This window comes from Bacillus pumilus, from assembly GCF_003431975.1.
Classification (GTDB): domain Bacteria; phylum Bacillota; class Bacilli; order Bacillales; family Bacillaceae; genus Bacillus; species Bacillus pumilus_N.
Genome location: NZ_CP027116.1, coordinates 2,560,234 through 2,581,622 on the forward strand (window position 1 = coordinate 2,560,234; position 21,389 = coordinate 2,581,622).

A 21,389-nucleotide genomic window follows, 5' to 3' on the forward strand; every position below is an offset into this window, starting at 1 on the left:
CTTTGATTTGACGAAGCAAACATTTTTAAAGGGAACGATTATTTTAATTTTAGCAGGTTTTATCACGAGAATATTGGGTTTTGTCAATCGAATTGTGATTGCAAGGTTCATTGGTGAAGAAGGAGTCGGGCTTTATATGATGGCGGCCCCTACCTTTTTTCTCGCCGTGACGCTGACACAATTCGGACTGCCTGTCGCTATTAGTAAGCTTGTCGCAGAAGCAGAAGCTCGTGGTGACAAACAGAAAACAAAGCGCATTCTCGTCATGTCCCTTGCGATAACAGGATCACTCAGCCTAATATTCACGCCGCTCTTTTTATGGTTTGCACCTATCATGGCAGAAAATATGCTGACAGATCCTAGAACAGTCTATCCACTGCTTGCCATTACTCCCGTTGTCCCAGTCATCGCCATTTCCAGTGTATTAAGAGGTTACTTCCAAGGCAGACAGCAAATGAGCCCGCTTGCCATGTCTCAAGTACTGGAACAAGTCGCAAGAATATCTCTAGTGGCAGTATGTACAACCGCCTTCCTTCCTTATGGAATTGAATTTGCAGCAGCAGGTGCGATGATTTCATCTGTCATTGGAGAGATGATTTCACTTGCTTACTTACTGATCGCCTTTCGTTATAAAAAAACCATTCGAATTCGAAAACGATTTTTCAAGGCGATTCATGATGGAAAGGACACGTTTAAACAGCTGATGAGTATTGCCCTGCCAACAACGGGCAGCCGTTTTATCGGAAATATTTCGTGGTTTTTAGAGCCGATCGTTGTCGCACAAAGCCTTGCCATTGCTGGATATGCGGCTGTAGAGGCAACAAGGCAATATGGGGAATTGACCGGTCTAGCGCTGACCCTTTTGACACTGCCAAGCTTTATTACGTATTCACTCTCCACAGCATTAGTGCCAGCGATCAGCGAAGGAATGGAGCAGAACAAACGCAAAACCGTCGAATACCGGCTAAAGCAGGCAATGCGTCTTTGTTTACTCAGCGGAGGTATTTCGTGTATTATTCTTTTCGTTTATGCAGAAGATTTAACACTCTTTATGTATGGTTCATCGCATGCTGCTATATATGTGAAATTCATGGCACCATTTTTTCTTCTATATTATTTTCAAGGGCCGCTTCAAGCCGTCCTACAAGCACTCAATTTAGCTGGTGCGGCGATGACAAACAGCCTGATAGGTGCTGTTGTGAAAACTGGGATGATTTTTGTCCTTGCTTCACAGCCAGGCTTTGGGATTATGGGTGCGGCGCTGGCGATACTAATCGGTATCATCCTTGTCACGCTGCTCCATGCGGCAACTGTCGGAAAAGTGCTGCCTATTCATTTACCAGTGAAGGAATATGGGATATGTGTTCTTGTGATCATCGGCACTGGGGCTGTCAGCCTTTGGCTGAAATCTCAAGTGAATGGACTCTTCTCTGCCCCGATGGAACTCGTGATGCTGATTTTTGTTACGTGCGCGCTGTATGTCATTCTATTAATCTGTTTAGGCCTAGTGAAGCGAGAAGAGCTGCGCCGCATCCCGTTCATTGGGAAGCTGCTCTAGCTCATCTCTTCTTGATCACTTCGTCTTTCAAATCAATATAAAAGGTCTTTTGATTAAAGCTACAGTAGGAGATTTGCTCTATGTCATGATAGCCTCTTTTGGCAAGCTCATCTTTTAGCCATTGTTCATTTTGATTAATTTGCTTCAGATGGTCATGCTGCACAATTCCATCTGCAATAAGCGGAAGTTCAAGCGCGGCATGTGTGTGCTTATTTTCTTTTTCAACGACGGCGAGCTTTCCAGATGGCTCTAAAATGGCGTAAGAGACATCCTGAATGCTATCGATGTTGTTTTCTCTTAATTGAATAAGCAAGTCATCAAAATTGTATCGCTGTTTTCTCATCGCACCTTCGTCGATTTTCCCGTTGATGATGAGCAGGACCGGTTTACCGTCAAGAAAGCGCCGGACACCTTGGAATTTCAATGAGAGGTAGGCAAGTGTAATTTGAATGAAGGTTAACAGCAAAATCGGCCACACCGAATGTAACATATGACCGTCGACTTCTTCTATGTCGAGAACCGCAATTTCAGCGATCATCATAAAAATAACAAGATCTAAAATACTCAGTTCACCAATTTCCCTTTTGCCCATTAACCGAAAAATAAACCAAATGAGAAAATATAAAATGATTGTTCTCATGGAAATGATTAAGATGTCCTGCATGTGATGAAAACCCTCCTTCTCCACCATAGCTTGTGTCAAAACACTTTATTTATGTAGAAAAGAAAGCCTCTGTTTTTATCGTGATAAACATGTCTATTTTTTCTTCACTGTGAATACATTTTAGTAAAAGACAAGCTTCGGTCAATTGGAGAGGAGACGAATCACATGCAGGAAACGAAACAAATCGGAAAAGGCATTTTATCCGGCTTAATTGCCATTTTCATCGTGATGATTGTCACAAGCTTACTTGTGTCGCTCATGCTTACCTTCACAAGTATGCAGGAATCATCCTTTAAATGGATGATTATGATTTTGTCCTTTGTAGCGCTTCTATTAGGAGGCATCATTTCTGGAGGAAAAGCAAAGGAGCGCGGCTGGCTCATTGGCGCGATCACTTCTATCATCTTTTCTCTCACTGTATTCTTATTTCAATATTTAGGGTTTGGAGAAACTTTTTCGCCTGAGCAGTTCATTTTCCATGGTGCATTTTTAGGGATTTGTATGCTGGGAGGAATGATTGGTGTCAATCTTCGAGGCAAATAAAAAAAAGAGCGGATGATATCGCTCTTTTTTTATGGCTATGTATCGGAGGATTAGCCTTTGTCAGCTAATTCTCTAATAGCACGACGATCGAAAGTTAAACGGTTATTTTCGCTTGTTTTGATGACCACTTTTGATTCATCAATGTAGTCGATTTCACCGTGTAAACCACCGATTGTGACGATTTTATCGCCTTTTGATAAAGATTGCTGCATCTGACGCACAGCTTTCTGTTGCTTTTGCTGTGGACGGATTAACAAGAAGTAAAGCACAGCAAACATGACAACAATCATAATGATTGAACCCATACCACCATCCATTCTATTTCACCCCTTTCTAAAGCATTGTAAAGCCTTTCGTTTATGCGTTAAAAGTTTTTCGCATTCGGTTTGTTAAAGCCATAACGCTCAAAAAACTCTTCTTTAAAATCACCTAAACGATCCTCACGGATAGCTTCTCTCACTTGCTCCATTAATTTTAACAGAAAATGAAGATTATGATAAGTTGTTAATCGAATTCCGAACGTTTCATTTGTTTTGATTAAATGTCTAATATAAGCGCGTGTGTAGTTTTTACATGTGTAGCAGTCACAATTTTCATCGATTGGTCTAAAATCACGCTCATATTTTGCATTTTTCACAACAAGTCGTCCTTCGCTTGTCATCAAGGTACCATTTCTAGCAATTCGCGTCGGCAGTACACAGTCAAACATATCTACACCGCGAATGGCACCGTCAATTAAGGAATCAGGTGAACCGACACCCATTAAGTACCTTGGCTTGTCTGCTGGTAAAAATGGCGTGGTGAACTCCAGTACACGGTTCATCACATCTTTTGGTTCACCGACCGATAAGCCTCCAATGGCGTAGCCTGGGAAATCAAGTGAAACCAGATCCTTTGCACTTTGTTTCCGAAGCTCTTCGTATTCTCCGCCTTGGACAATCCCAAACAGTCCTTGATCGTCTGGACGCTGGTGGGCTTCGAGACAGCGTTCTGCCCATCTGCTTGTCCGCTCAACAGAACGTTTCATGTAATCGTGCTCTGCTGGATATGGTGGGCATTCATCAAATGCCATCATGATATCAGAGCCAAGCGCATTTTGGATGTCCATGGCCTTCTCAGGAGAAAGGAACAGCTTGTCTCCGTTTAAGTGATGACGGAAGTGGACGCCTTCTTCTTCAATTTTTCTAAATTCACTCAAAGAGAATACTTGGAATCCGCCTGAATCAGTCAGAATCGCTCGATCCCAGTTCATAAACTTGTGCAGGCCGCCTGCTTCTTTCACAATGTCATGACCCGGACGGAGCCATAGGTGGTACGTATTGCTTAAGATGATGCCTGCTTCCATTGCTTTTAGCTCTTCAGGCGCCATCGTTTTCACTGTTGCCAGTGTACCTACCGGCATAAATACAGGTGTTTCAAAGGAGCCGTGCGGTGTATGAACGCGTCCTAGACGTGCACCTGTTTGTTTGCATGATTTTATGAACTCATAACGTATCGGTAATTGCGACAAAAATGAGCCCTCCTGTCCTTGTTGTATGGTGTTATTGAATCAGCATGGCATCGCCAAAGCTGAAGAATCGGTATTCCTCTTTTACAGCCTCATTGTATGCTTTTAGGACATGCTCTCGCCCAGCTAATGCACTGACGAGCATAATTAATGAGGATTTCGGCAGATGGAAATTCGTAATCATGCCATCAATTGCCTTGAATGTATAGCCCGGGTAAATAAAGATCGATGTCCATCCGCTTGATGCTTTAAATTCGCCATCATGCGCACTCGCAATGGTTTCGAGCGTTCTCGTTGAGGTTGTCCCAACTGAAATAATCCGCCCGCCTTCCTTGCGCACACGATTGAGCTCTTCAGCTGTTTCTTCATTCATTTCGTAAAACTCTGCGTGCATCTCATGTTCTTCAATACGATCTGCACTGACCGGACGAAAGGTGCCAAGTCCTACGTGTAGCGTAATGAAAGCAATGTGTACTCCTTTTGCTTTCAGTGCATCCAGTAGCTCGTTTGTAAAGTGAAGACCGGCAGTTGGAGCTGCTGCTGAGCCAACCTCTTTCGAATACACAGTTTGATACCGTTCGCGATCATCAAGCTGCTCTTTAATATACGGAGGCAGTGGCATTTCTCCAAGCGATTCTAGTACTTCATAAAAAATGCCTGTATATTGAAACTCGACTTTTCTTCCGCCATGTTCCATTTCCTCTGTACATACTGCTTGAAGCCGCCCATCACCAAATGTGATAACTGTTCCTTTTTTCACCCGTTTGGCTGGTTTTACAAGGGTTTCCCATTTGTCTCCTTCTTCTTGTTTTAATAGAAGAAGCTCAACTTTTGCCCCTGTATCCTCTTTCATTCCAAACAAACGTGCTGGCAGAACGCGTGTATTGTTTAAAACGAGACAATCACCCGTTTGAAAATAATCTGTGATTTGTGAGAAAGTATCATGTGTGATTGCACCCGTTTGTTTATTTAAGACCATTAGCCTTGATGCATCTCGCTTTTCAAGCGGTACTTGTGCAATTAATCTTTCTGGTAAATCAAAATCAAATAGCTCTAACTTCATTTCCTTCACCTATTCTATAGTTAACTAGTTAATGTTATTTCATCCGTCCAAAGATATTAAGTAAAATGGTTAATACAACGCTAATGACAATGCATGTAATGACAGGAAAAAAGAACGTCACATTCCCTTTTTTTACAAAAATATCACCCGGAAGCTTACCAACCAATTGAAATACTAATCCTGCGGCAAAAAGGACACCACCTAAAATCATCAATATTTTAGGGAATTCAGTCACGAATCGGAACCTCCATTTGAAAATGTTCATACGCTTCTCTTGTGACGACCCGTCCTCTCGGTGTTCTTTGCAGGAAACCAATTTGCAGTAAATAAGGTTCGTACACATCTTCAATCGTATGTGATTCTTCTCCAATTGTCGCTGAGATTGTATCAAGCCCTACAGGACCGCCTCTAAATTTTTCAATCATGCTTAAAAGCAGCTTATGATCTATATGGTCGAGGCCCAGCCTGTCAACTTGAAGGCGCTCAAGGGCATCTTCCGCAATATCTTGAGTAATCGCATGATTCCCAAGCACCTGCGCAAAATCTCTTACTCTTCTGAGCAGACGATTGGCAACCCTCGGCGTACCCCGGGAACGTCTTGCGATCTCTTCGGCTGAGCGAAGGTCAATCCCAATCTCGAACAGCTCGGCTGTTCTTGAGACAATGTGAGCCAAATCTCTTTGCTCATAGTATTCCAATCTTGCATGTACCCCAAACCTATCGCGAAGCGGCGCTGTTAAAAGTCCGACACGCGTCGTGGCACCTACAAGTGTAAATGGCGGTAAATCAAGCCGTACAGAGCGGGCTGTATCTCCTTTTCCAATGACAATATCTAAACAAAAATCCTCCATTGCCGGATACAGCACTTCCTCAATTGAACGCTGCAAGCGATGAATTTCATCAATGAACAATACATCACCTGGCTCAAGTGACGTTAAGATTGCCGCCAGATCGCCAGGACGTTCAATCGCTGGTCCAGACGTTGTACGCAGCTGAACATTCATTTCATTGGCAATGATCGACGCAAGCGTTGTTTTCCCAAGTCCAGGTGGTCCATATAAAAGGACATGATCGAGTGTTTCCTGCCTCATACGGGCAGCTTCAATAAACACACTGAGATTATCCTTTACTTTTTGCTGACCGATATATTGGCTAAGTGTCTGTGGCCGCAGACTTTGCTCAATGGCTGATTCATGGTTGTCTGCTTCAGTTGAGACGAGCCGTTCATCCATGAGACATCACCCTATTTCAACATTTTTTGTAAAGCTTTTTTCACATATTGATCGGTTGTAAGATTCTTTTCTTCTTTTAGTAATGGAAGAACCTTTTTAATTTCGCGATCACCGTATCCAAGAACATTTAAGGCTTCAAGCGCTTCGTCTAATGCTGTTTGCTGCGTTTCGACCTGAATATGGTCCTCGTGATTAAATAGGTTGCCAATCATTTCCGGCACGACATCGGCTAGCTTTCCTTTTAGATCGAGAATGATTTGTCGTGCTGTCTTTTTGCCAACGCCAGGGAATTTAATAAGGAATGCTTCATCTTCACGTTCTATCGCTGAGATGACAGCGCCAGGGTCACCGGAAGCAAGAATCGCTAGAGCCCCCTTCGGCCCAATCCCTGTGACATTTAACAGTTTTGTGAACAGCGCTTTTTCTTCTCGCGTTTGAAATCCATATAACGAAAAAGCGTCTTCCTTTATGTAATGGTATGTATAAATCGTTTCTTGTTTATTGATTTGATAGATAAACGGGTTTGGGCTATAGACTTGATATCCCACTCCGCCGTTTTCTATGACAACATATTGCGGGCACACATAATCAATGGTCCCTTTAACAAACTCTATCACCGTTTTCACCTCTTTGACTGTTCTTCATTGTAACATAAATCGAGAAGAAAACCGCAATAAAAGTTAACATACGTTCGCTCAGTACATTTTTATCATGAAACTACGAAAAACAGCTTGCGGCTTTATCGCCAGCAAGCTGTTACACGCTTTAAAACGATATTTCATTTCGGTAAGGCTTCATGACTTCAAGCACATGCTCAAATTCATCCTTTGTTCGAAAAGGAATGCCTTGCTCAAGCTGCTCCTCCACATGACTTTCTAAACGGGACGTATCAATTTGAAAAAAGAGATGAATAGGCTCCGCCCAGCCGTCAGGCCTTCCATGAAACGTAGAAATCACACCGTCCTCTGATAATCCGATATATCCATTTGCTTTACTTAATGGAGAAATATCATCAATTTGCTTTCTAAAAAGCGCAAAATCTTCTTTCTGTTCTACTAGCGTCCAGCCTTTATACTGCGCCCAGAATGTGTCTTTGTCCTCTAATGATGCCCGGTGTCTTTCAATACTCACATCGCCGTCTAGATAGACTTTTTCAAGCTGTACGGTGATTGAGTTTGACTGCTTTTGCAAGTGTTCTTTTCCTTCCATATCCGCAGCGAAAAAGAGCACACTTGTCATGATAAGTCCTGTAACGAAACATTTCATCTTCACTTTCACTATTTACACCTCTTTAGAACATGAGATCGATGCATGACATATGTAGTTTGACCCATTTTTCTAAACATTAACCAAATCGATGGCGTGAATATATGGGAAGAGTCTTTCGTTGTATCCTTCATTCGTAAATGGTATGTTTTATACAATCCATTACCCTATCGAATGACACGGTTTTTTCATCATTCGTTTTTCAGCCGCATAAACTGAAACCAAAGAAGGTGAAGTCAATGTCAGATGTCAAAAGATTAGCTGAATCGATTCAGTATCATGAAGATAAACGTTTTCATAAGCTTGCCTTTAAACCGGCAGAGCTTGAGCTGTGCGGCAAAGGAAGAAGTGCCTATGTCTTTTCATATAAAAAAGACGGCAAAAAAATGGCGCTAAAAGTCTTTTTCCCTTCTTATCAACATATTGCCCGCAAAGAAGCCGCCATTTATGAAAAACTTTCTGGTTCGTCTTACTACCCTGAGATTTATGAATCTGGGGATCAGTATATTTTAATGGAATATATTAAAGGCTACACATTCTATGAATGCCTCACAAAGGGGATTCCTATCAAAAAACAAATGATTGAACAAGTCGATGATGCGCTGGAAGAAGCACGCGAGAAAGGATTGAATCCTTCTGATATCCATCTGCGGAATTTGATCTTAACAAAGGAAGGCCGAGTGAGGGTTATCGACGTTGCCCGTTTCACACAAACAAAAGCATGCCATCAGTGGGATGATTTAAAAGCCGCTTACGCCTATTATCAAAAGCCTTTTTTCCCAAAAAAAGCACCGCGTCTGTGGCTTGAAGTGATTGCTTATTTGTATAAAAAGAACTGGCTGTCCCGCGGTCAGCTTCATAATCGGAATGATTTTTCTGCATAATGAAAGCCGCTCTTTTTGAGCGGCTTTCAGATTGTTGACAAAGGGCTAAAATGATGTTTATTTTAGCCCTTTGTCTTCTTTTCAGCGTGATAGAAAACCTTTGAAGTCTAGGAAGGACGAGCACCGGAACGGAGCGAATTAGACATTCGTGAGTACCGACGCGCAGGACTGACACCGAATGCGAGGTGTGTCTACACGCTGAAAGCTCTTTTTGAGCGGCTTTCTGTTTTAATCTGTTTCTACATGAATGCTATTCACATTTAATAGGTTAATGATTTCATTATTCAGCTTAAACCAATGATTCGCTTCTTCTATTTTTTTATACACATCATAGGTAGCTGGGCGTTTCAACTCGAAATCAAGCACTTCCCCATTGTTCATATGAAATGTTACCTTAAATACTTTCATCATAAGATCACCTTCCACTCATTCTTGTTCGCTGGCCAAATAGATCAGCTCTTTTCATTCATTCTCTATTCAATTCGTTTCCCCTCCTTCTTTCCATTCAAACCCAAGAAGTTTAAATTTTGTTTAAATTCTTACAACATCTCTATTCCTATGTTCTGTAAAGAATTATATTGTTTAAAAGGGAGGTTGTCTTCATGAAACAGAAACAGAAAAAGAAACGAACATCTCCAGAGAGACAAACCGTCTTTTTTCATGTAACAGATGCACTCATTCCGAGTCTGGACATGGTGGGGGTTGCATTAAAGGCTGTTTTCCACCTTTTAAGAAAAGTCTTTTCAGCCATCTGATAAAACCCTGCAAGCGTGTGAGGTTCTTTTTTAGGATGAATATATTTGACTTCCTTGTCTGATAAACTCCTTCGCCTTCTTCTCCATCTCTCTTTTTACTTCTTCTGATTGATTTCGAATATCGTGGGAAATTTTCATACTGCAAAACTTCGGTCCACACATCGAGCAAAAATGGGCAGTTTTAGCGCCTTCTGCAGGTAGTGTTTCATCATGGAACGCCATCGCTCTTTCTGGATCAAGTGATAGGTTGAATTGGTCGCGCCATCTAAATTCAAACCTTGCTTTCGATAAAGCATCATCGCGCTTTTGAGCAGCAGGATGTCCTTTTGCTAGATCAGCGGCATGTGCGGCTATTTTATAGGCAATTACACCTTCTCTCACATCTTCTTTATTCGGCAGACCTAAATGCTCTTTTGGCGTCACATAGCATAGCATCGCTGTTCCATACCAGCCGATCATAGCCGCGCCAATTGCAGATGTAATATGATCATATCCTGGGGCAATATCTGTTGTAAGAGGCCCTAACGTATAAAATGGCGCCTCTTTGCAAATCTCCATTTGCTTGTCCACATTTTCTTTGATTTTATCCATCGGTACATGTCCAGGACCTTCAATCATCACCTGTACATCATGTTTCCAAGCGATCTCTGTCAATTCACCTAACGTTTCCAGCTCTGCAAACTGTGCTTCATCATTGGCATCAGCTATTGAGCCTGGTCTAAGTCCGTCTCCAAGGGAAAAGGCAATATCATATGTTTTCATAATCTCACAAATGTCTTCGAAGTGAGTATAGAGGAAATTCTCTTGATGATGGGCAAGACACCATCTGGCCATTATCGCACCGCCTCTTGAAACAATTCCGGTCACCCGATCGACTGTGAGTGGAATATACCTTAACCGGACGCCCGCATGAATCGTGAAGTAATCTACTCCTTGCTCTGCTTGTTCAATTAAGGTGTCCCTGTACACGTCCCATGTCAAATCCTCTGCAACGCCATTCACTTTTTCAAGCGCCTGATAAATAGGGACGGTTCCTACTGGGACTGGGCAATTCCGAATGATCCATTCTCTCGTTGTATGAATGTCTTTCCCAGTAGACAGATCCATCATGGTGTCCGCCCCCCACCTGATTGCCCACGTCATCTTTTCTACTTCTTCATCAATGGATGATGTCACAGCTGAATTGCCAATGTTTGCATTGATTTTGACATGAAAATTCCTTCCGATAATCATCGGCTCACTTTCAGGATGGTTAATATTTGATGGAATGACGGCTCTTCCGCTGGCTACTTCCTCTCTCACGAACTCAGGGTTTAGCTCTTCCCTTAACGCGATAAACTCCATTTCAGGTGTCACAATACCTTGTTTTGCATAGTGCATTTGCGTCACACTGGCACCTTGTTTTGCACGAAGCGGCTCATGTTGAAAATCAGTATGAACATGATGAAAGGACTCTTTCTCTTCGGAACGATATCCGTTATCTTCTGGTTTCACATGACGCCCTTCATAGCTTTCTGTATCTCCTCTTTCCTCGATCCACGCTGCTCTCAGACGATTTAATCCTTTTGTAACATCGATATGGACACTCTTATCGGTGTACGGTCCACTTGTATCGTACACACGAATCGGTTCATTTTGAATGCTCCCCGCCTGCGTCATCGTTTTTGAGAGGGCAATCTCCCTTTTTGGCACTAAAATGTCAGGTCTTGAGCCCTTTTCATACACCTTTCGACTGCCATCAAAGCTTGATAATAAAGATTGAGTAGTGATTGATTTCTTTTCTCTCATTGCTGTTCTCTCCTTCTCTTCTTGTCACCGGACAGGATGGAATCAGCACCAGCAAAAAACCAGGCTCTAGAAAAGAACCTGGTTTCGTCGTTAGAAATAAACATGAATGTCATCATATGACACATGTATCATCTTCAACTTCCCCACGCTGGTACGAGCCAGATCAGGTCCAAAGGGTTAAGAAGCATACACTTCTCTCTCAGCCCAGCTGTGGGCACCCCTAGTCACATTTATTGATTTCCACAACAGTGTAGCATACAGGTGACATGAAAAAAAGAATTTTCAGGAAAATAGTTCCTTTCCCCTATAAAAAATAGCAACTCCTTTGATATGCATCGTTCTATGCATCTTCCACATTCATTATTTCGATAAAATCCGAAATAATTGTTGATCCTTTTCTCCTAATATGTATAATTAATCTAAACGGAGAATTTTTATACAACTTTTTTTAAAGGACGTTCTAGTCGATTGCAAACATTTCTCACATTTATCGTCGTAGGATTCTCAATTGCTCTGCCAGTTGGAGCGATCACGGTTGAAATGACAAAACAAGGATTAAAAAACGGCTTCTTTCATGGTTTAACCGTAGGAGCAGGCGGCATGACCATCGATTTACTACTTATTTTGGCTTTATATGCAGGATTTGCTCAGTTTTTATCATTGCCGTTTGTTCAAATTCCGCTCTGGCTGATTGGAGCCGTATTCTTAATGATTCTCGCCTACGATTCCATTAAACATGCGGATCAAGACATCCACTTAGCTGGAGAGAAAGTCAATAAATCCTTCGCAAAAACGTATAGAAACGGCTTGCTTGTGGCGGTATCCCCCGGAAACCTTGTGTTCTGGGTTTCTGTATTCGGTGCTGTACTGGCAGATGCCTATGCAAAAACAGATTCATCTGAGTTTATGCTGGCTTCAGGCGGTATTTTGGCAGGGATTCTTCTTCATGACATCGGCCTTCTCACCCTTGTATCATTAACGAGAAAAGTGATGAATCGAACGATGATCAAATGGACCTCCATCATTGCTGGTATTTTATTACTTGGATTTGGTTGTTATTTCTTTTACGAATTTTATATAGGGATCAAGGTTTATTTTTAAGAAAAGGCTAAAGTTCTTTAGGAACTTTAGCCTTTTTTATGCTTCAACTTATCGGGTCATACCTGTTTGGCCTGTTTCAAATTGTGTTCTTCTCATATCTCTGAAGCGTGTGAACGCACCTTCGTCTTTGATGACTTGAACAGCTCTTCCGTCCGCATAACGAGTTGCTGCTTCTTCTACTTGTGATACACCCTCTGACGTCAGACGTCCATCTGACTTAATCGCAATATACACATTTTCATCTGTCACCATCACTTGAGAGTCTGCCACATGATTCATTTTATTGACACGGTTGGCAATTTTTCTTGAACGCTGGACGTTCTCTTGTTTATCGTAGCCAGAGAACGACATTTGGTTATGATAATTCATATCTCCATGACTGTAGCGTCCATCTCCACCTGCGAGAGGCATGCGATCATCGGCTTGAGGACGGGTGCGATAATCAACATTCGTTGTATTCCCACCGTTCATCCCTTCCATGAGTTCAGAAACTGGTCCTTGATGATCTTGGTTATTGTCAGCTGCACGATTATTCGAATGGTATCCGACTGGCTGACCTGATTGATTATGCCGTGTATCTACACCTGCATTGTCATTTGTGCCACATGCTGTTAACCCGATAGGAAGAAGCACTAATGCGATCGTTTTTTGCCATTTTTGTCTCAAACGAAAAACCCCCTGTACAAATTCAATCTCTTGAGCACAAACAGGCTCTGTTTTAGCATGTACAGTTAGGAAAAAAATCACGCTGTCAGTTATAAACAAAAAAAGGAACGATTGAGATCGTCCCTTCTGTCATTACTCTTCTTCGTCTTCTTCTGGCCTTGCAAAAACGGATTGACCTGGGTATGGCTGCATATAAGGCTGAGCTGGATAAGCTCCCATCTGGCCATAAGGAACAGGATTTGGATAATGTCCTGGCCACGGCTGATGCTGCTTCATGCCATCATCACATCCACAGTCTTCCTTACCGTAAGCCTCATTTGAAACGTTTGGATAAAAGCCTTGATTTGCGTTTAAATTGGCGTTAGCGTTGGCATTTGGATGCATATGATGATGCCAATGATGCCCGTCGTTTGCATGATTCTCGTAATGTTCCCCGTAATAAGCTGGCGCTTGGTACGCAGGATAATATGGCTGAGCTGGGTATGGATATGGCATCATGTGATGGTGATAATATGGCTGGACAGGATAACAAAGGCCTGAACCTGGTAAAATTGGCGATGCTGGAACCATTTGCTGCGGATATGGATACATCGCTGGCATGTAATGACCATGACCATAACCATAATAAGGATCGTATTGTTCATGATGATGGTGCTCTTTATTTTCAGCCATTCCACCTACCGCTGCGCCCCCTACATTCGGCATTTGCGGGAAATTAGGAAGGTTTGGGTAATTGCTGTGCTCCATATCTTTTCCCTCCTCCTTTTGATGCGGAATATGAATAAACGGATCATAGCCCTTTGCCACTTCATCTTTTAAATGACCTTTATTTTCATCATAAAAATGGTCTTTGTTGTCTTTATGATCCTTATTTTCATGATGAACATGATCCTTGTGATCTTTGTGGTCCTTTTTCTCATGCACATGATCTTTTTTCTCGTGATGTTCTTTTTTGGGAGGAGGCGTGAATGGCTGGTAGAGATTGGTCTGATAATAGTTCACATCGACTTGCGGAAAAACTGGCTGCTCAATCTTTGGCACTGGCGGTACATAAGGGACCGGTTCATTTGGCTTTTCTTTTGGCTTCGTATCTTGCACTTGCACGACATCTTTTGGCTTTTCTTTCACATACGGATGTTCTTTCGGCTTTGGCATTTCTTTTGCTTTTTGATGGTCTGTTTTCACAGGAACACCACTAGATGGAATTTTGATCTTCATACCCGGCATGATCAAATCTGGGTTACTGAGCTGCGAATTTAGTTTTTTCAATTCCTGAAAGTCGACTCCGTATTTCTTTGAAATTTTCCAAAGGGAGTCTCCTTTTTGCACAATATGAATTTTCAACGTTTTCCCCTCCTATGCAAAACGTGAACGTAGCGGTTATGTCAGAAGTACAATATGTTTCAACATAAATTTATGCCTACTTACAAGCCGATATGATAAAAACTTGTTTTCTGATAGGAGGGGGGGTGGATCAATATTTAATGGTGAGCATTTTCTTCAGCGCAAGTAAAGCGTCTTTCGTTGTGTCCTCATTGACCTGAATCAAACCGGCAGGATCACCTTTTTCAATGCTCTCAAGTGACCATAACAAATGAGGCAGATCAATTCGGTTCATAGTCAAACAGGGACACATATCAGGATTAAGGGATTCAATTTGTTTATCTGGATGCTGATCTATGATCCGTTTGACTAAATTCATCTCTGTTCCAATCGCCCATTTGCTTCCTGCTGGCGCCTCCTTGATCGTATCAATAATAAATTTCGTTGAGCCCGCTAGATCAGAAGCCCTGACGACTTCATGCGTGCACTCTGGATGGACAAGGATTTGAATGTCACGGTCTTTTTTCCTCGTTTCTTCAATATTTCGCACCGTAAATTTCTCATGTACAGAGCAATGGCCTTTCCATAAAATCATTTTGATACGAGAAAGCGGCTGATCGGTGATAAGCTTCTCTTCTATTTGATCCCACACAGCCATTTCTTCTAGCGAAATGCCTAAATCATAGGCCGTATTACGCCCTAAATGCTGATCAGGCAAAAACAGAATCCGCTCCTTTTGTGTGAGCGCCCACTCTAGCACTTTTTTAGCGTTTGAAGATGTAACAGTCGCCCCGCCATGCTTGCCGACAAATGCTTTAATATCAGCTGTTGAGTTGACATACGTAAGTGGAAGGATCGTCTCCCCAAACAGACCAATGAGCTTCTCCCATGCTCTGTCCGTTTGTTTCATGTTCGCCATATCTGCCATTGAACAACCAGCTCTCATATCTGGCAATAGGACCTTTTGATTCTTGTTTGACAGCATATCTGCCGTTTCAGCCATGAAATGAACCCCGCAGAACACAATGTATTCAGCCTCTTGATTGTCAGCGGCTATTTGTGCGAGCTGCAATGAATCTCCTGTTGCATCTGCAAATTGAATGACTTCATCCTTTTGATAATGATGCCCTGGTATAAAAAGCTTTGATCCAAAAGCCTGTTTAATGTCTAGTACACGCTGCTTCATTTCCTCTTCAGAGCGTTGTTTATATTCTTCAGGCATCATGGCTGCATGTTGATTCGCAAGTACATCAAGCATGGACATGAGTCGTTCCTCCTTTATGGCTGAATTCCATATTCATACTAAAATCAAATGCTGGCGCAGAATGCGTTAGAAAACCAAGTGAAATCAGGTCGACACCAGTCCCTCTGTAGCTTGGCAATGTCTCTAACGTAATGCCTCCTGAAGCCTCCGTAAGAATTGTGCTCGGCGTCATTTGCTTAAAACGTTTTACTTCTTCCGGAGAGCAGTTGTCAAACATGATGACATCGGCTTTTGCATCAATGGCTTCGATTAGCTGCGCTTCAGATTCAATTTCCACTTCAATTTTCACCATATGACCGGCATATGCCCTTGCTTTCTCTACTGCCTCACGAATAGAGCCGCATGCCGCAATATGATTGTCTTTTATCATTACTCCATCTGATAAGCCGAAGCGATGATTCTTTCCGCCTCCTGTCTTCACAGCGTATTTCTCTAACATACGCAAGCCGGGAGTCGTTTTTCTCGTATCACAAATCGTAATTGATGGATCCGCTAATCGCTGGACTGCTTCATGTGTTAAGGTGGCGATACCTGTCATGCGCTGCAAGACATTTAAAATGACCCGTTCTCCTTTTAATAAGTCGCTGACTGGTCCCTTTATTTTCGCCAGCACTGCTCCTGAATGAATCCAATCACCTTCTTCAAAAAACAGCTCTGTTTGAATTTGCTCATTCAACAGGCGGTATCCTACGTCAATTACGTGAGAACCTGACAATACCCCCGATTGTTTTGCGATCATGTAAGCTGTTCCTTTCTTGTCTCTAAAGATGGCATCAGCTGATACATCTCCAAAACCAATATCTTCTTTGAAAAAATAAGTCAGCATTTGTTTTAACTGTAGACGTTCCATTTTGCACCGATCCTTTCATTTTTCATCACATAAATACGCCCCTTTTCATGGACGATCTGCTTGCCCCGCCATAAATCATCATTCCGCTTTGGATAATCCATTCGATAATGCCCGCCTCTGCTTTCTGTACGAAGTAATGCAGACTTCACAAGGCGAATCGCTAATGCCCATTGATTACTTAATTCAAGCTGTTCATTTGTGATATTTTTCACATTGATTTGCTGACAAGGGACTTCCTGTAATGTTTGAAGCAAGATCTTTAACCCTTTTTCATCTCTCACAATTGCGGCATAAGTCGTCATCCATTGTCTCAACTGATCCTTTGACATCGCTGGGACAGACCACACTTCTTGAAAAGTACATGATGAGACTGTGTTTTTCAGTATAGATAACTGTTCCATTCTCCGTGCCGCTTTGTTTCCTAAAACGAGACCTTCCAAAAGAGAATTACTCGCCAATCGATTTGCACCGTGTAAGCCTGTACAGGCCGCCTCGCCAATAGCAAAAAGTGAAGGAACCGTCGTTTCTCCATATTCATTGACGCAGATTCCGCCCATTAAAAAATGCATACCTGGGGAAACCGGTAGCCTGCCACTTGCCATATCGACACCTGCCCGCTGACACATTTCATCAATTGCTGGAAAACGAACGGAGAAATGTGGAATCTCACGAATATTGAGATAAAGTCCGTGACCGAGTTGCTGCTCATGAAAAATAGCTCTAGCGACGACATCTCTAGGCGCTAAATCCGCTTGTGGGTGAACACCTTTCATGATCCTCCTACCTGTTTCATCCTCTAAATAGGCTCCCTCTCCCCGGACTGCTTCTGACACGAGACCGACTGCTTTTCCGGCAATCGTCAAGAGAGTCGGATGGAATTGAACAAATTCGAGATCAGCTAACTGTGCTCCGGCTCGATAGGCCATCATCAGGCCATCTCCTGTTACAGAAGAGTCATTTGTGCTTGTTTCATATAGGGAGCCGCAGCCGCCCGTAGATAAAACAACTGCATCTGCGGTCATGGTATGTACGTTTCCTTTCTCGTCTTTCCACACAACACCGATGCAGGCTCCTTCATGCACCAATAGATCAATGACATGATGATATTCGTATAAATGAATATGTGAGCCAAGCTGATTTTTTAAGTATTGCACAAGAGTTTTGCCTGTTTGGTCTCCTCCTGCATGCAAAATACGAGGCGTCGTATGTGCCCCTTCTTTACCTAATTGCGGCACGCCCGTCTTTGTTTGATCAAATGGACAGCCTTCTGCTACGAGCTGCTCTACAAGTTGTTTTCCAAGACTTACAATCTCTTGTACGGTTCTTTCATCATTGTGATCACATCCGGCAGCTAATGTGTCCTGTACATGCTGATGAATGGAATCATGTGGTGAAAAGGGTGCAGCAATTCCTCCTTGTGCAAGCATGGAATTGCTAGAGGAAAATTGTTTTTTTGTCATCATGATAACTTGGCAGTTTTCCGAAATGGAGCTTGCAAAAGAAAGCGCAGCAATGCCTGACCCCACCACAATGACTTTTTTGATTGATGACACCATTGCCCCTCCTGTCATTTACATCTGTCTTGACACATATCATTACATAACACTACAATAAATACAAGAAAAAATTTTCACATAGGAGATGGATCGGTTGGTTTATTTAGATTACGCAGCTTCGACACCTGTTTCAGAGGAGGCCCTTCATGTCTTTCAGCAGCTAAGTCAAGATTGTTACGGGAATGCAAGCAGTCTTCATGATGCAGGGGGAAGAGCAAATGATATATTGACTTACAGCAGACAATCATTCGCTGCCATTCTTGAGGGTGAACCAGATGGTATCTACTTTACAAGCGGCGGAACAGAATCCAACCTTTTGGCGATTCAATCGATCGCAAATGGTCTGCCAGCACACAGGCAGCACGTCATTACAACTTCTGTAGAGCACCCTTCTGTTCATCACGCAGTTAACAGCTTAGAGCGCCTTGGCGTGAAGGTCACGATCATTGAACCAAATCCAGATGGGATCATCACTCAGGACATTCTCAAAGAAGCGTTATTGCCTGAAACAGGGCTCGTATCTATTCAGCATGCTAATTCAGAGACAGGGATTATCCAGCCGCTCGCTGAATTGGCGCCCCTTTTAAAAGAAAAGCACATTGTTTTTCATACAGATGCCGTGCAAACATTCGGAAAAATTCGTGTGTCCATCAAGGAGCTTGGGGTTGATGCCGTGTCCATCTCTAGTCATAAAGTGTATGCACCTAAGGGCGCTGGTGCTGTCTATATGGGCGCACATGTACCTTGGAAGCCTTTATATTCAGGTGCAGTTCAGGAAGGTGGCTTCCGCCTTGGAACAGTGAACGTTCCATCCATCGGTGCTTTTACTGCTGCGAGCGAACAATTGATGCTAAAGCGAGATGAGCTCCATCGACAACATGAGCTGCTTCGTGATTATTTTCTTCAGCAGCTCAAAATAAGACAGCTTCCTGTCCGTACACTTCAGAACAATGGCAGCCGCCGTGCTCTGCCTCATATTATTGGTTGTTTTTTTGAAGGGTTTGAAGGACAATATGTAATGTTAGCATGTAACCGGCATGGAATTTGTATATCAACTGGAAGTGCATGTGCTTCTGGTTATCATGATCCTTCCCCGGCTGTGAAGGCATTGCACGTATCAGATCGTGATGCCCTTCAATTCATTCGACTATCATTTGGATCGAAGTCATCAAAAGAGGACATCGATCAGCTTTTGCATACATTTGAACATTTGCAAAAGGAGAAGAAAGGAGCATAGGACGTGGAGCAAGAGAGGAAACTCATTGGCGAAGAGAGAAGAAGTGCCATTTTAGAGTGGCTGAAAGAAACAGATACCCCGCTTACCGGAAGTTTTTTAGCTAAAAAGGCAGCTGTTTCTCGACAAGTCATTGTACAAGATATTTCACTATTAAAAGCAAAAAACGAACCCATTATTGCGACAAGCCAAGGCTATGTGTACATGGCACCGCAGCATGCGCCAGAAAGAGAAATTGAACAAATCATCGCCTGCAAGCATGATCCTGTTCATACGGAAGAGGAACTGACATTGATTGTAGACTTTGGTGTGACCGTAAAAGATGTGATCATCGAGCATCCTGTTTACGGTGAATTAACGGCCTCGATCCGCGTCAGCACTCGCAAACAAGTAGCTGATTTCGTTCATCACATTTCTAACACGGGCGCCTCCTACTTGTCAGAACTAACAGACGGCGTGCACTTACATACACTAACCTCTTACAGTCAAACGCAGCTTGACCAAGCCATTCAAGCACTCGATGACGCAGGTTTTTTAATTAAAGACTAAAAAAAGTGTCCTGCAAGGGACACTACAGATTGTTGACAAAGGGCTAAAATAATGTTTATTTTAGCCCTTTGTCTCCTTTTCAGCGTGATAGAAAACCTTTGAAGTCTAGGAAGGGCGAGCACCGGAACGGAGCGAATTTGACATTCGTGAGTACCGGCGCGCAGACCTGACAAAGAATGCGAGGGTTTGTCTACACGCTGAAGTGTCCTGCAAGGGACACTATTTTTCATTCGTTAATTCATATGTTTGATAGCTGCCGAGCAGTTTGACCTCACAGCCAATCGCTTCTAATTCCTGAATCGTGCCAGGGACAAGAACATCATCCATTTCTTTTTCAATATCAATAATAAATAAATAGTGCCCAAGACCCGTTTTAGTCGGTCGAGATTCAATTTTTGACAAGTTGAGATTCCGCCAAGAAAAAGCAGATAACACGCGATGCAGTGCACCTGATTGGTCATCCTTTGGCAGACTGACAACTATGGTCGTTTTTGGCTTGGATGAGAAGCCAGCATTCATTGGAAAAGTTGCCTTAGGATCTTTATGTAAAATCACAAAGCGTGTATGGTTGTGCGGATAATCATGAATGTCTTTTTTTGCAATCGTTAAACCATACGTTTTTGCCGCAATTTCATTGGCAATGGCACCGGCAGCTTCATCCGGATGCTCACTAATGTATTTTGCTGCATAACCTGTTGATTCCACTGGCCTGTGAGGTATATCAGGATACTGCCTTTTCAGAAATTGGTGACACTGGGCAATCGCATGCGGATGTGATTGGATCACATCTAATGTCTCCCAGCTCTCCGCTCTTGAAGGATGGACGAGTAAATGCTGCCGAATCGGAGCTGTTATTTCACCAACAATGGACAGCGCTTCTTCATGAATTAAATAATCAATCGTTAAGTTCACAGATCCTTCGAGTGCATTTTCAAGTGGAACGACCGCCAAATCTACTTCGCCTTTTGACACAGCATCCATACATTGCGGGATTGTTGCATAGGCACGCTGCACTGTATCTGCCGGAAAACAAGAGCATACGGCCAAATGAGTAAATGTTGCCTCTGGTCCAAAATAACCTACAGTTAATTGCTTCATCTGCTATGATCTCTCCTTTTACGCCCCAGAACCTAGTATTTCAACTTTTTCGACAAATTCAAGTTTTCTTAATTGATTCATGACTGTGTTGATATCATCTGCCATGCCAGCCGTGCTAATGGATAGGGTGACATTCGCTCTTCCTTGCAGCGGAATCGTTTGGTGAATGGATAACACATTACAGCCAGAGTCAGCCACAATTTGAAGCAACCTTGACAGAGCCCCAGACCGATCTTCAAGGTGGAAAAACAATGTGATGATCTGCTCTTTTACCATCGTATAAAATGGAAAAACAGCATCTCGATATTTATAAAAAGCACTGCGGCTTAAATCCGCTTGTTGAACAGCATCAGCAACTGAATCCGCTTTTTTGCGATCGAGAAGCTTTTTGACTTCAAGCGTTTTTCGCATCGCATCTGGAAGGACATCCTCTCTTACCAAATAGAACGTTTCTTCTTTCACCTGTTTTCTCCCCTTTTAAAAACGGG

Annotated in this window: 24 protein-coding genes and 1 riboswitch; of the genes, 7 read left to right on the forward strand and 17 right to left on the reverse strand. The window is 42.7% G+C overall.

Annotation, left to right across the window (positions count from 1 at the left end; genetic code table 11):
- Positions 1-7 precede the first annotated feature (7 nt).
- Positions 8-1,558: a stage V sporulation protein B gene (gene spoVB, locus C5695_RS13335; RefSeq protein ID WP_117731139.1), complete on the forward strand. Its 1,551-nt coding sequence runs from the start codon at positions 8-10 to the stop codon at positions 1,556-1,558.
- Position 1,559: 1 nt separating this feature from the next.
- Here the strand turns inward: spoVB and C5695_RS13340 are convergent, their stop codons facing one another.
- Positions 1,560-2,222 carry a DUF421 domain-containing protein gene (locus tag C5695_RS13340; protein WP_117731140.1) on the reverse strand — a complete coding sequence of 221 codons (663 nt, stop codon included), beginning with the start codon at positions 2,220-2,222 and terminating at the stop codon, positions 1,560-1,562.
- A 165-nt stretch (positions 2,223-2,387) separates the two neighbouring features.
- Between C5695_RS13340 and C5695_RS13345 the strand changes: the two genes are divergently transcribed.
- A complete protein-coding gene (locus C5695_RS13345; protein WP_117731141.1) occupies positions 2,388-2,765 on the forward strand; it encodes a TIGR04086 family membrane protein in 378 nt (125 codons plus the stop codon).
- 50 nt (positions 2,766-2,815) lie between these two features.
- Here the strand turns inward: C5695_RS13345 and yajC are convergent, their stop codons facing one another.
- From yajC to C5695_RS13380, 7 genes are all read right to left on the reverse strand, one after another.
- On the reverse strand, positions 2,816-3,082 hold the full coding sequence (yajC, locus tag C5695_RS13350) for a preprotein translocase subunit YajC (protein ID WP_003216659.1): 267 nt from the start codon (positions 3,080-3,082) through the stop codon (positions 2,816-2,818).
- Positions 3,083-3,129: 47 nt separating this feature from the next.
- Entirely contained in the window at positions 3,130-4,275 is a 1,146-nt protein-coding gene (gene tgt / locus C5695_RS13355; RefSeq protein WP_117731142.1) for a tRNA guanosine(34) transglycosylase Tgt, read from the reverse strand.
- A gap of 31 nt (positions 4,276-4,306) precedes the next feature.
- Entirely contained in the window at positions 4,307-5,335 is a 1,029-nt protein-coding gene (queA, locus tag C5695_RS13360; protein ID WP_117731143.1) for a tRNA preQ1(34) S-adenosylmethionine ribosyltransferase-isomerase QueA, read from the reverse strand.
- Between the two features lie 34 nt (positions 5,336-5,369).
- On the reverse strand, positions 5,370-5,570 hold the full coding sequence (locus C5695_RS13365) for a DUF2905 domain-containing protein (RefSeq protein WP_117731144.1): 201 nt from the start codon (positions 5,568-5,570) through the stop codon (positions 5,370-5,372).
- Positions 5,563-6,567 carry a Holliday junction branch migration DNA helicase RuvB gene (ruvB, locus tag C5695_RS13370; protein ID WP_117731145.1) on the reverse strand — a complete coding sequence of 335 codons (1,005 nt, stop codon included), beginning with the start codon at positions 6,565-6,567 and terminating at the stop codon, positions 5,563-5,565. The genes C5695_RS13365 and ruvB overlap by 8 nt, the downstream gene beginning before the upstream one ends.
- A gap of 11 nt (positions 6,568-6,578) precedes the next feature.
- Complete coding sequence (gene ruvA, locus C5695_RS13375) at positions 6,579-7,184, reverse strand: Holliday junction branch migration protein RuvA (RefSeq protein WP_117731146.1); 606 nt, start codon at positions 7,182-7,184, stop codon at positions 6,579-6,581.
- 148 nt (positions 7,185-7,332) lie between these two features.
- Positions 7,333-7,833, reverse strand: coding sequence for an intercompartmental signaling factor BofC (locus tag C5695_RS13380; protein ID WP_187441278.1), 501 nt, complete (start codon positions 7,831-7,833; stop codon positions 7,333-7,335).
- Between the two features lie 239 nt (positions 7,834-8,072).
- Here C5695_RS13380 and C5695_RS13385 point away from each other — a divergent pair, with 239 nt between their 5' ends.
- Positions 8,073-8,717, forward strand: a complete 645-nt coding sequence (locus tag C5695_RS13385; RefSeq protein WP_117731148.1) for a protein kinase family protein — start codon at positions 8,073-8,075, stop codon at positions 8,715-8,717.
- A 228-nt stretch (positions 8,718-8,945) separates the two neighbouring features.
- Here C5695_RS13385 and C5695_RS13390 read toward each other — a convergent pair whose 3' ends face one another.
- Entirely contained in the window at positions 8,946-9,128 is a 183-nt protein-coding gene (locus C5695_RS13390) for a hypothetical protein (protein ID WP_003216799.1), read from the reverse strand.
- Between the two features lie 191 nt (positions 9,129-9,319).
- Here C5695_RS13390 and C5695_RS20625 point away from each other — a divergent pair, with 191 nt between their 5' ends.
- Positions 9,320-9,472, forward strand: coding sequence for a hypothetical protein (locus C5695_RS20625; protein ID WP_187441883.1), 153 nt, complete (start codon positions 9,320-9,322; stop codon positions 9,470-9,472).
- A 30-nt stretch (positions 9,473-9,502) separates the two neighbouring features.
- Here C5695_RS20625 and thiC read toward each other — a convergent pair whose 3' ends face one another.
- A complete protein-coding gene (gene thiC, locus C5695_RS13395; RefSeq protein ID WP_117731149.1) occupies positions 9,503-11,260 on the reverse strand; it encodes a phosphomethylpyrimidine synthase ThiC in 1,758 nt (585 codons plus the stop codon).
- A gap of 123 nt (positions 11,261-11,383) precedes the next feature.
- A riboswitch (TPP riboswitch) is annotated at positions 11,384-11,492 on the reverse strand.
- A 236-nt stretch (positions 11,493-11,728) separates the two neighbouring features.
- Between thiC and C5695_RS13400 the strand changes: the two genes are divergently transcribed.
- Positions 11,729-12,361 (forward strand): LysE family translocator, encoded by a 633-nt coding sequence (locus C5695_RS13400; protein WP_117731150.1) that lies wholly within the window; start codon positions 11,729-11,731, stop codon positions 12,359-12,361.
- Positions 12,362-12,409: 48 nt separating this feature from the next.
- Here C5695_RS13400 and C5695_RS13405 read toward each other — a convergent pair whose 3' ends face one another.
- From C5695_RS13405 to nadB, 5 genes are all read right to left on the reverse strand, one after another.
- A complete protein-coding gene (locus tag C5695_RS13405; RefSeq protein WP_060596878.1) occupies positions 12,410-13,027 on the reverse strand; it encodes a YhcN/YlaJ family sporulation lipoprotein in 618 nt (205 codons plus the stop codon).
- A gap of 132 nt (positions 13,028-13,159) precedes the next feature.
- Positions 13,160-14,371 (reverse strand): SafA/ExsA family spore coat assembly protein, encoded by a 1,212-nt coding sequence (gene safA, locus C5695_RS13410; protein WP_117731151.1) that lies wholly within the window; start codon positions 14,369-14,371, stop codon positions 13,160-13,162.
- 130 nt (positions 14,372-14,501) lie between these two features.
- Positions 14,502-15,614, reverse strand: a complete 1,113-nt coding sequence (nadA, locus tag C5695_RS13415) for a quinolinate synthase NadA (RefSeq protein ID WP_117731152.1) — start codon at positions 15,612-15,614, stop codon at positions 14,502-14,504.
- Complete coding sequence (gene nadC, locus C5695_RS13420) at positions 15,601-16,464, reverse strand: carboxylating nicotinate-nucleotide diphosphorylase (protein WP_117731153.1); 864 nt, start codon at positions 16,462-16,464, stop codon at positions 15,601-15,603. The genes nadA and nadC overlap by 14 nt, the downstream gene beginning before the upstream one ends.
- Positions 16,446-18,020, reverse strand: a complete 1,575-nt coding sequence (gene nadB / locus C5695_RS13425; RefSeq protein WP_117731154.1) for an L-aspartate oxidase — start codon at positions 18,018-18,020, stop codon at positions 16,446-16,448. Before nadB ends, nadC begins: the two co-directional genes overlap by 19 nt.
- A gap of 94 nt (positions 18,021-18,114) precedes the next feature.
- Here nadB and C5695_RS13430 point away from each other — a divergent pair, with 94 nt between their 5' ends.
- Together C5695_RS13430 and C5695_RS13435 are read left to right on the forward strand one after the other, a co-directional pair.
- Complete coding sequence (locus C5695_RS13430; RefSeq protein ID WP_187441882.1) at positions 18,115-19,257, forward strand: IscS subfamily cysteine desulfurase; 1,143 nt, start codon at positions 18,115-18,117, stop codon at positions 19,255-19,257.
- A gap of 3 nt (positions 19,258-19,260) precedes the next feature.
- Complete coding sequence (locus C5695_RS13435) at positions 19,261-19,803, forward strand: transcription repressor NadR (protein ID WP_117731156.1); 543 nt, start codon at positions 19,261-19,263, stop codon at positions 19,801-19,803.
- Positions 19,804-20,022: 219 nt separating this feature from the next.
- On the opposite strand, the gene pheA is transcribed toward C5695_RS13435, so the two are convergent.
- Positions 20,023-20,901, reverse strand: a complete 879-nt coding sequence (pheA, locus tag C5695_RS13445) for a prephenate dehydratase (RefSeq protein ID WP_117731158.1) — start codon at positions 20,899-20,901, stop codon at positions 20,023-20,025.
- A gap of 18 nt (positions 20,902-20,919) precedes the next feature.
- Positions 20,920-21,363: an ACT domain-containing protein gene (locus C5695_RS13450; RefSeq protein WP_003216269.1), complete on the reverse strand. Its 444-nt coding sequence runs from the start codon at positions 21,361-21,363 to the stop codon at positions 20,920-20,922.
- Positions 21,364-21,389 lie beyond the last annotated feature (26 nt).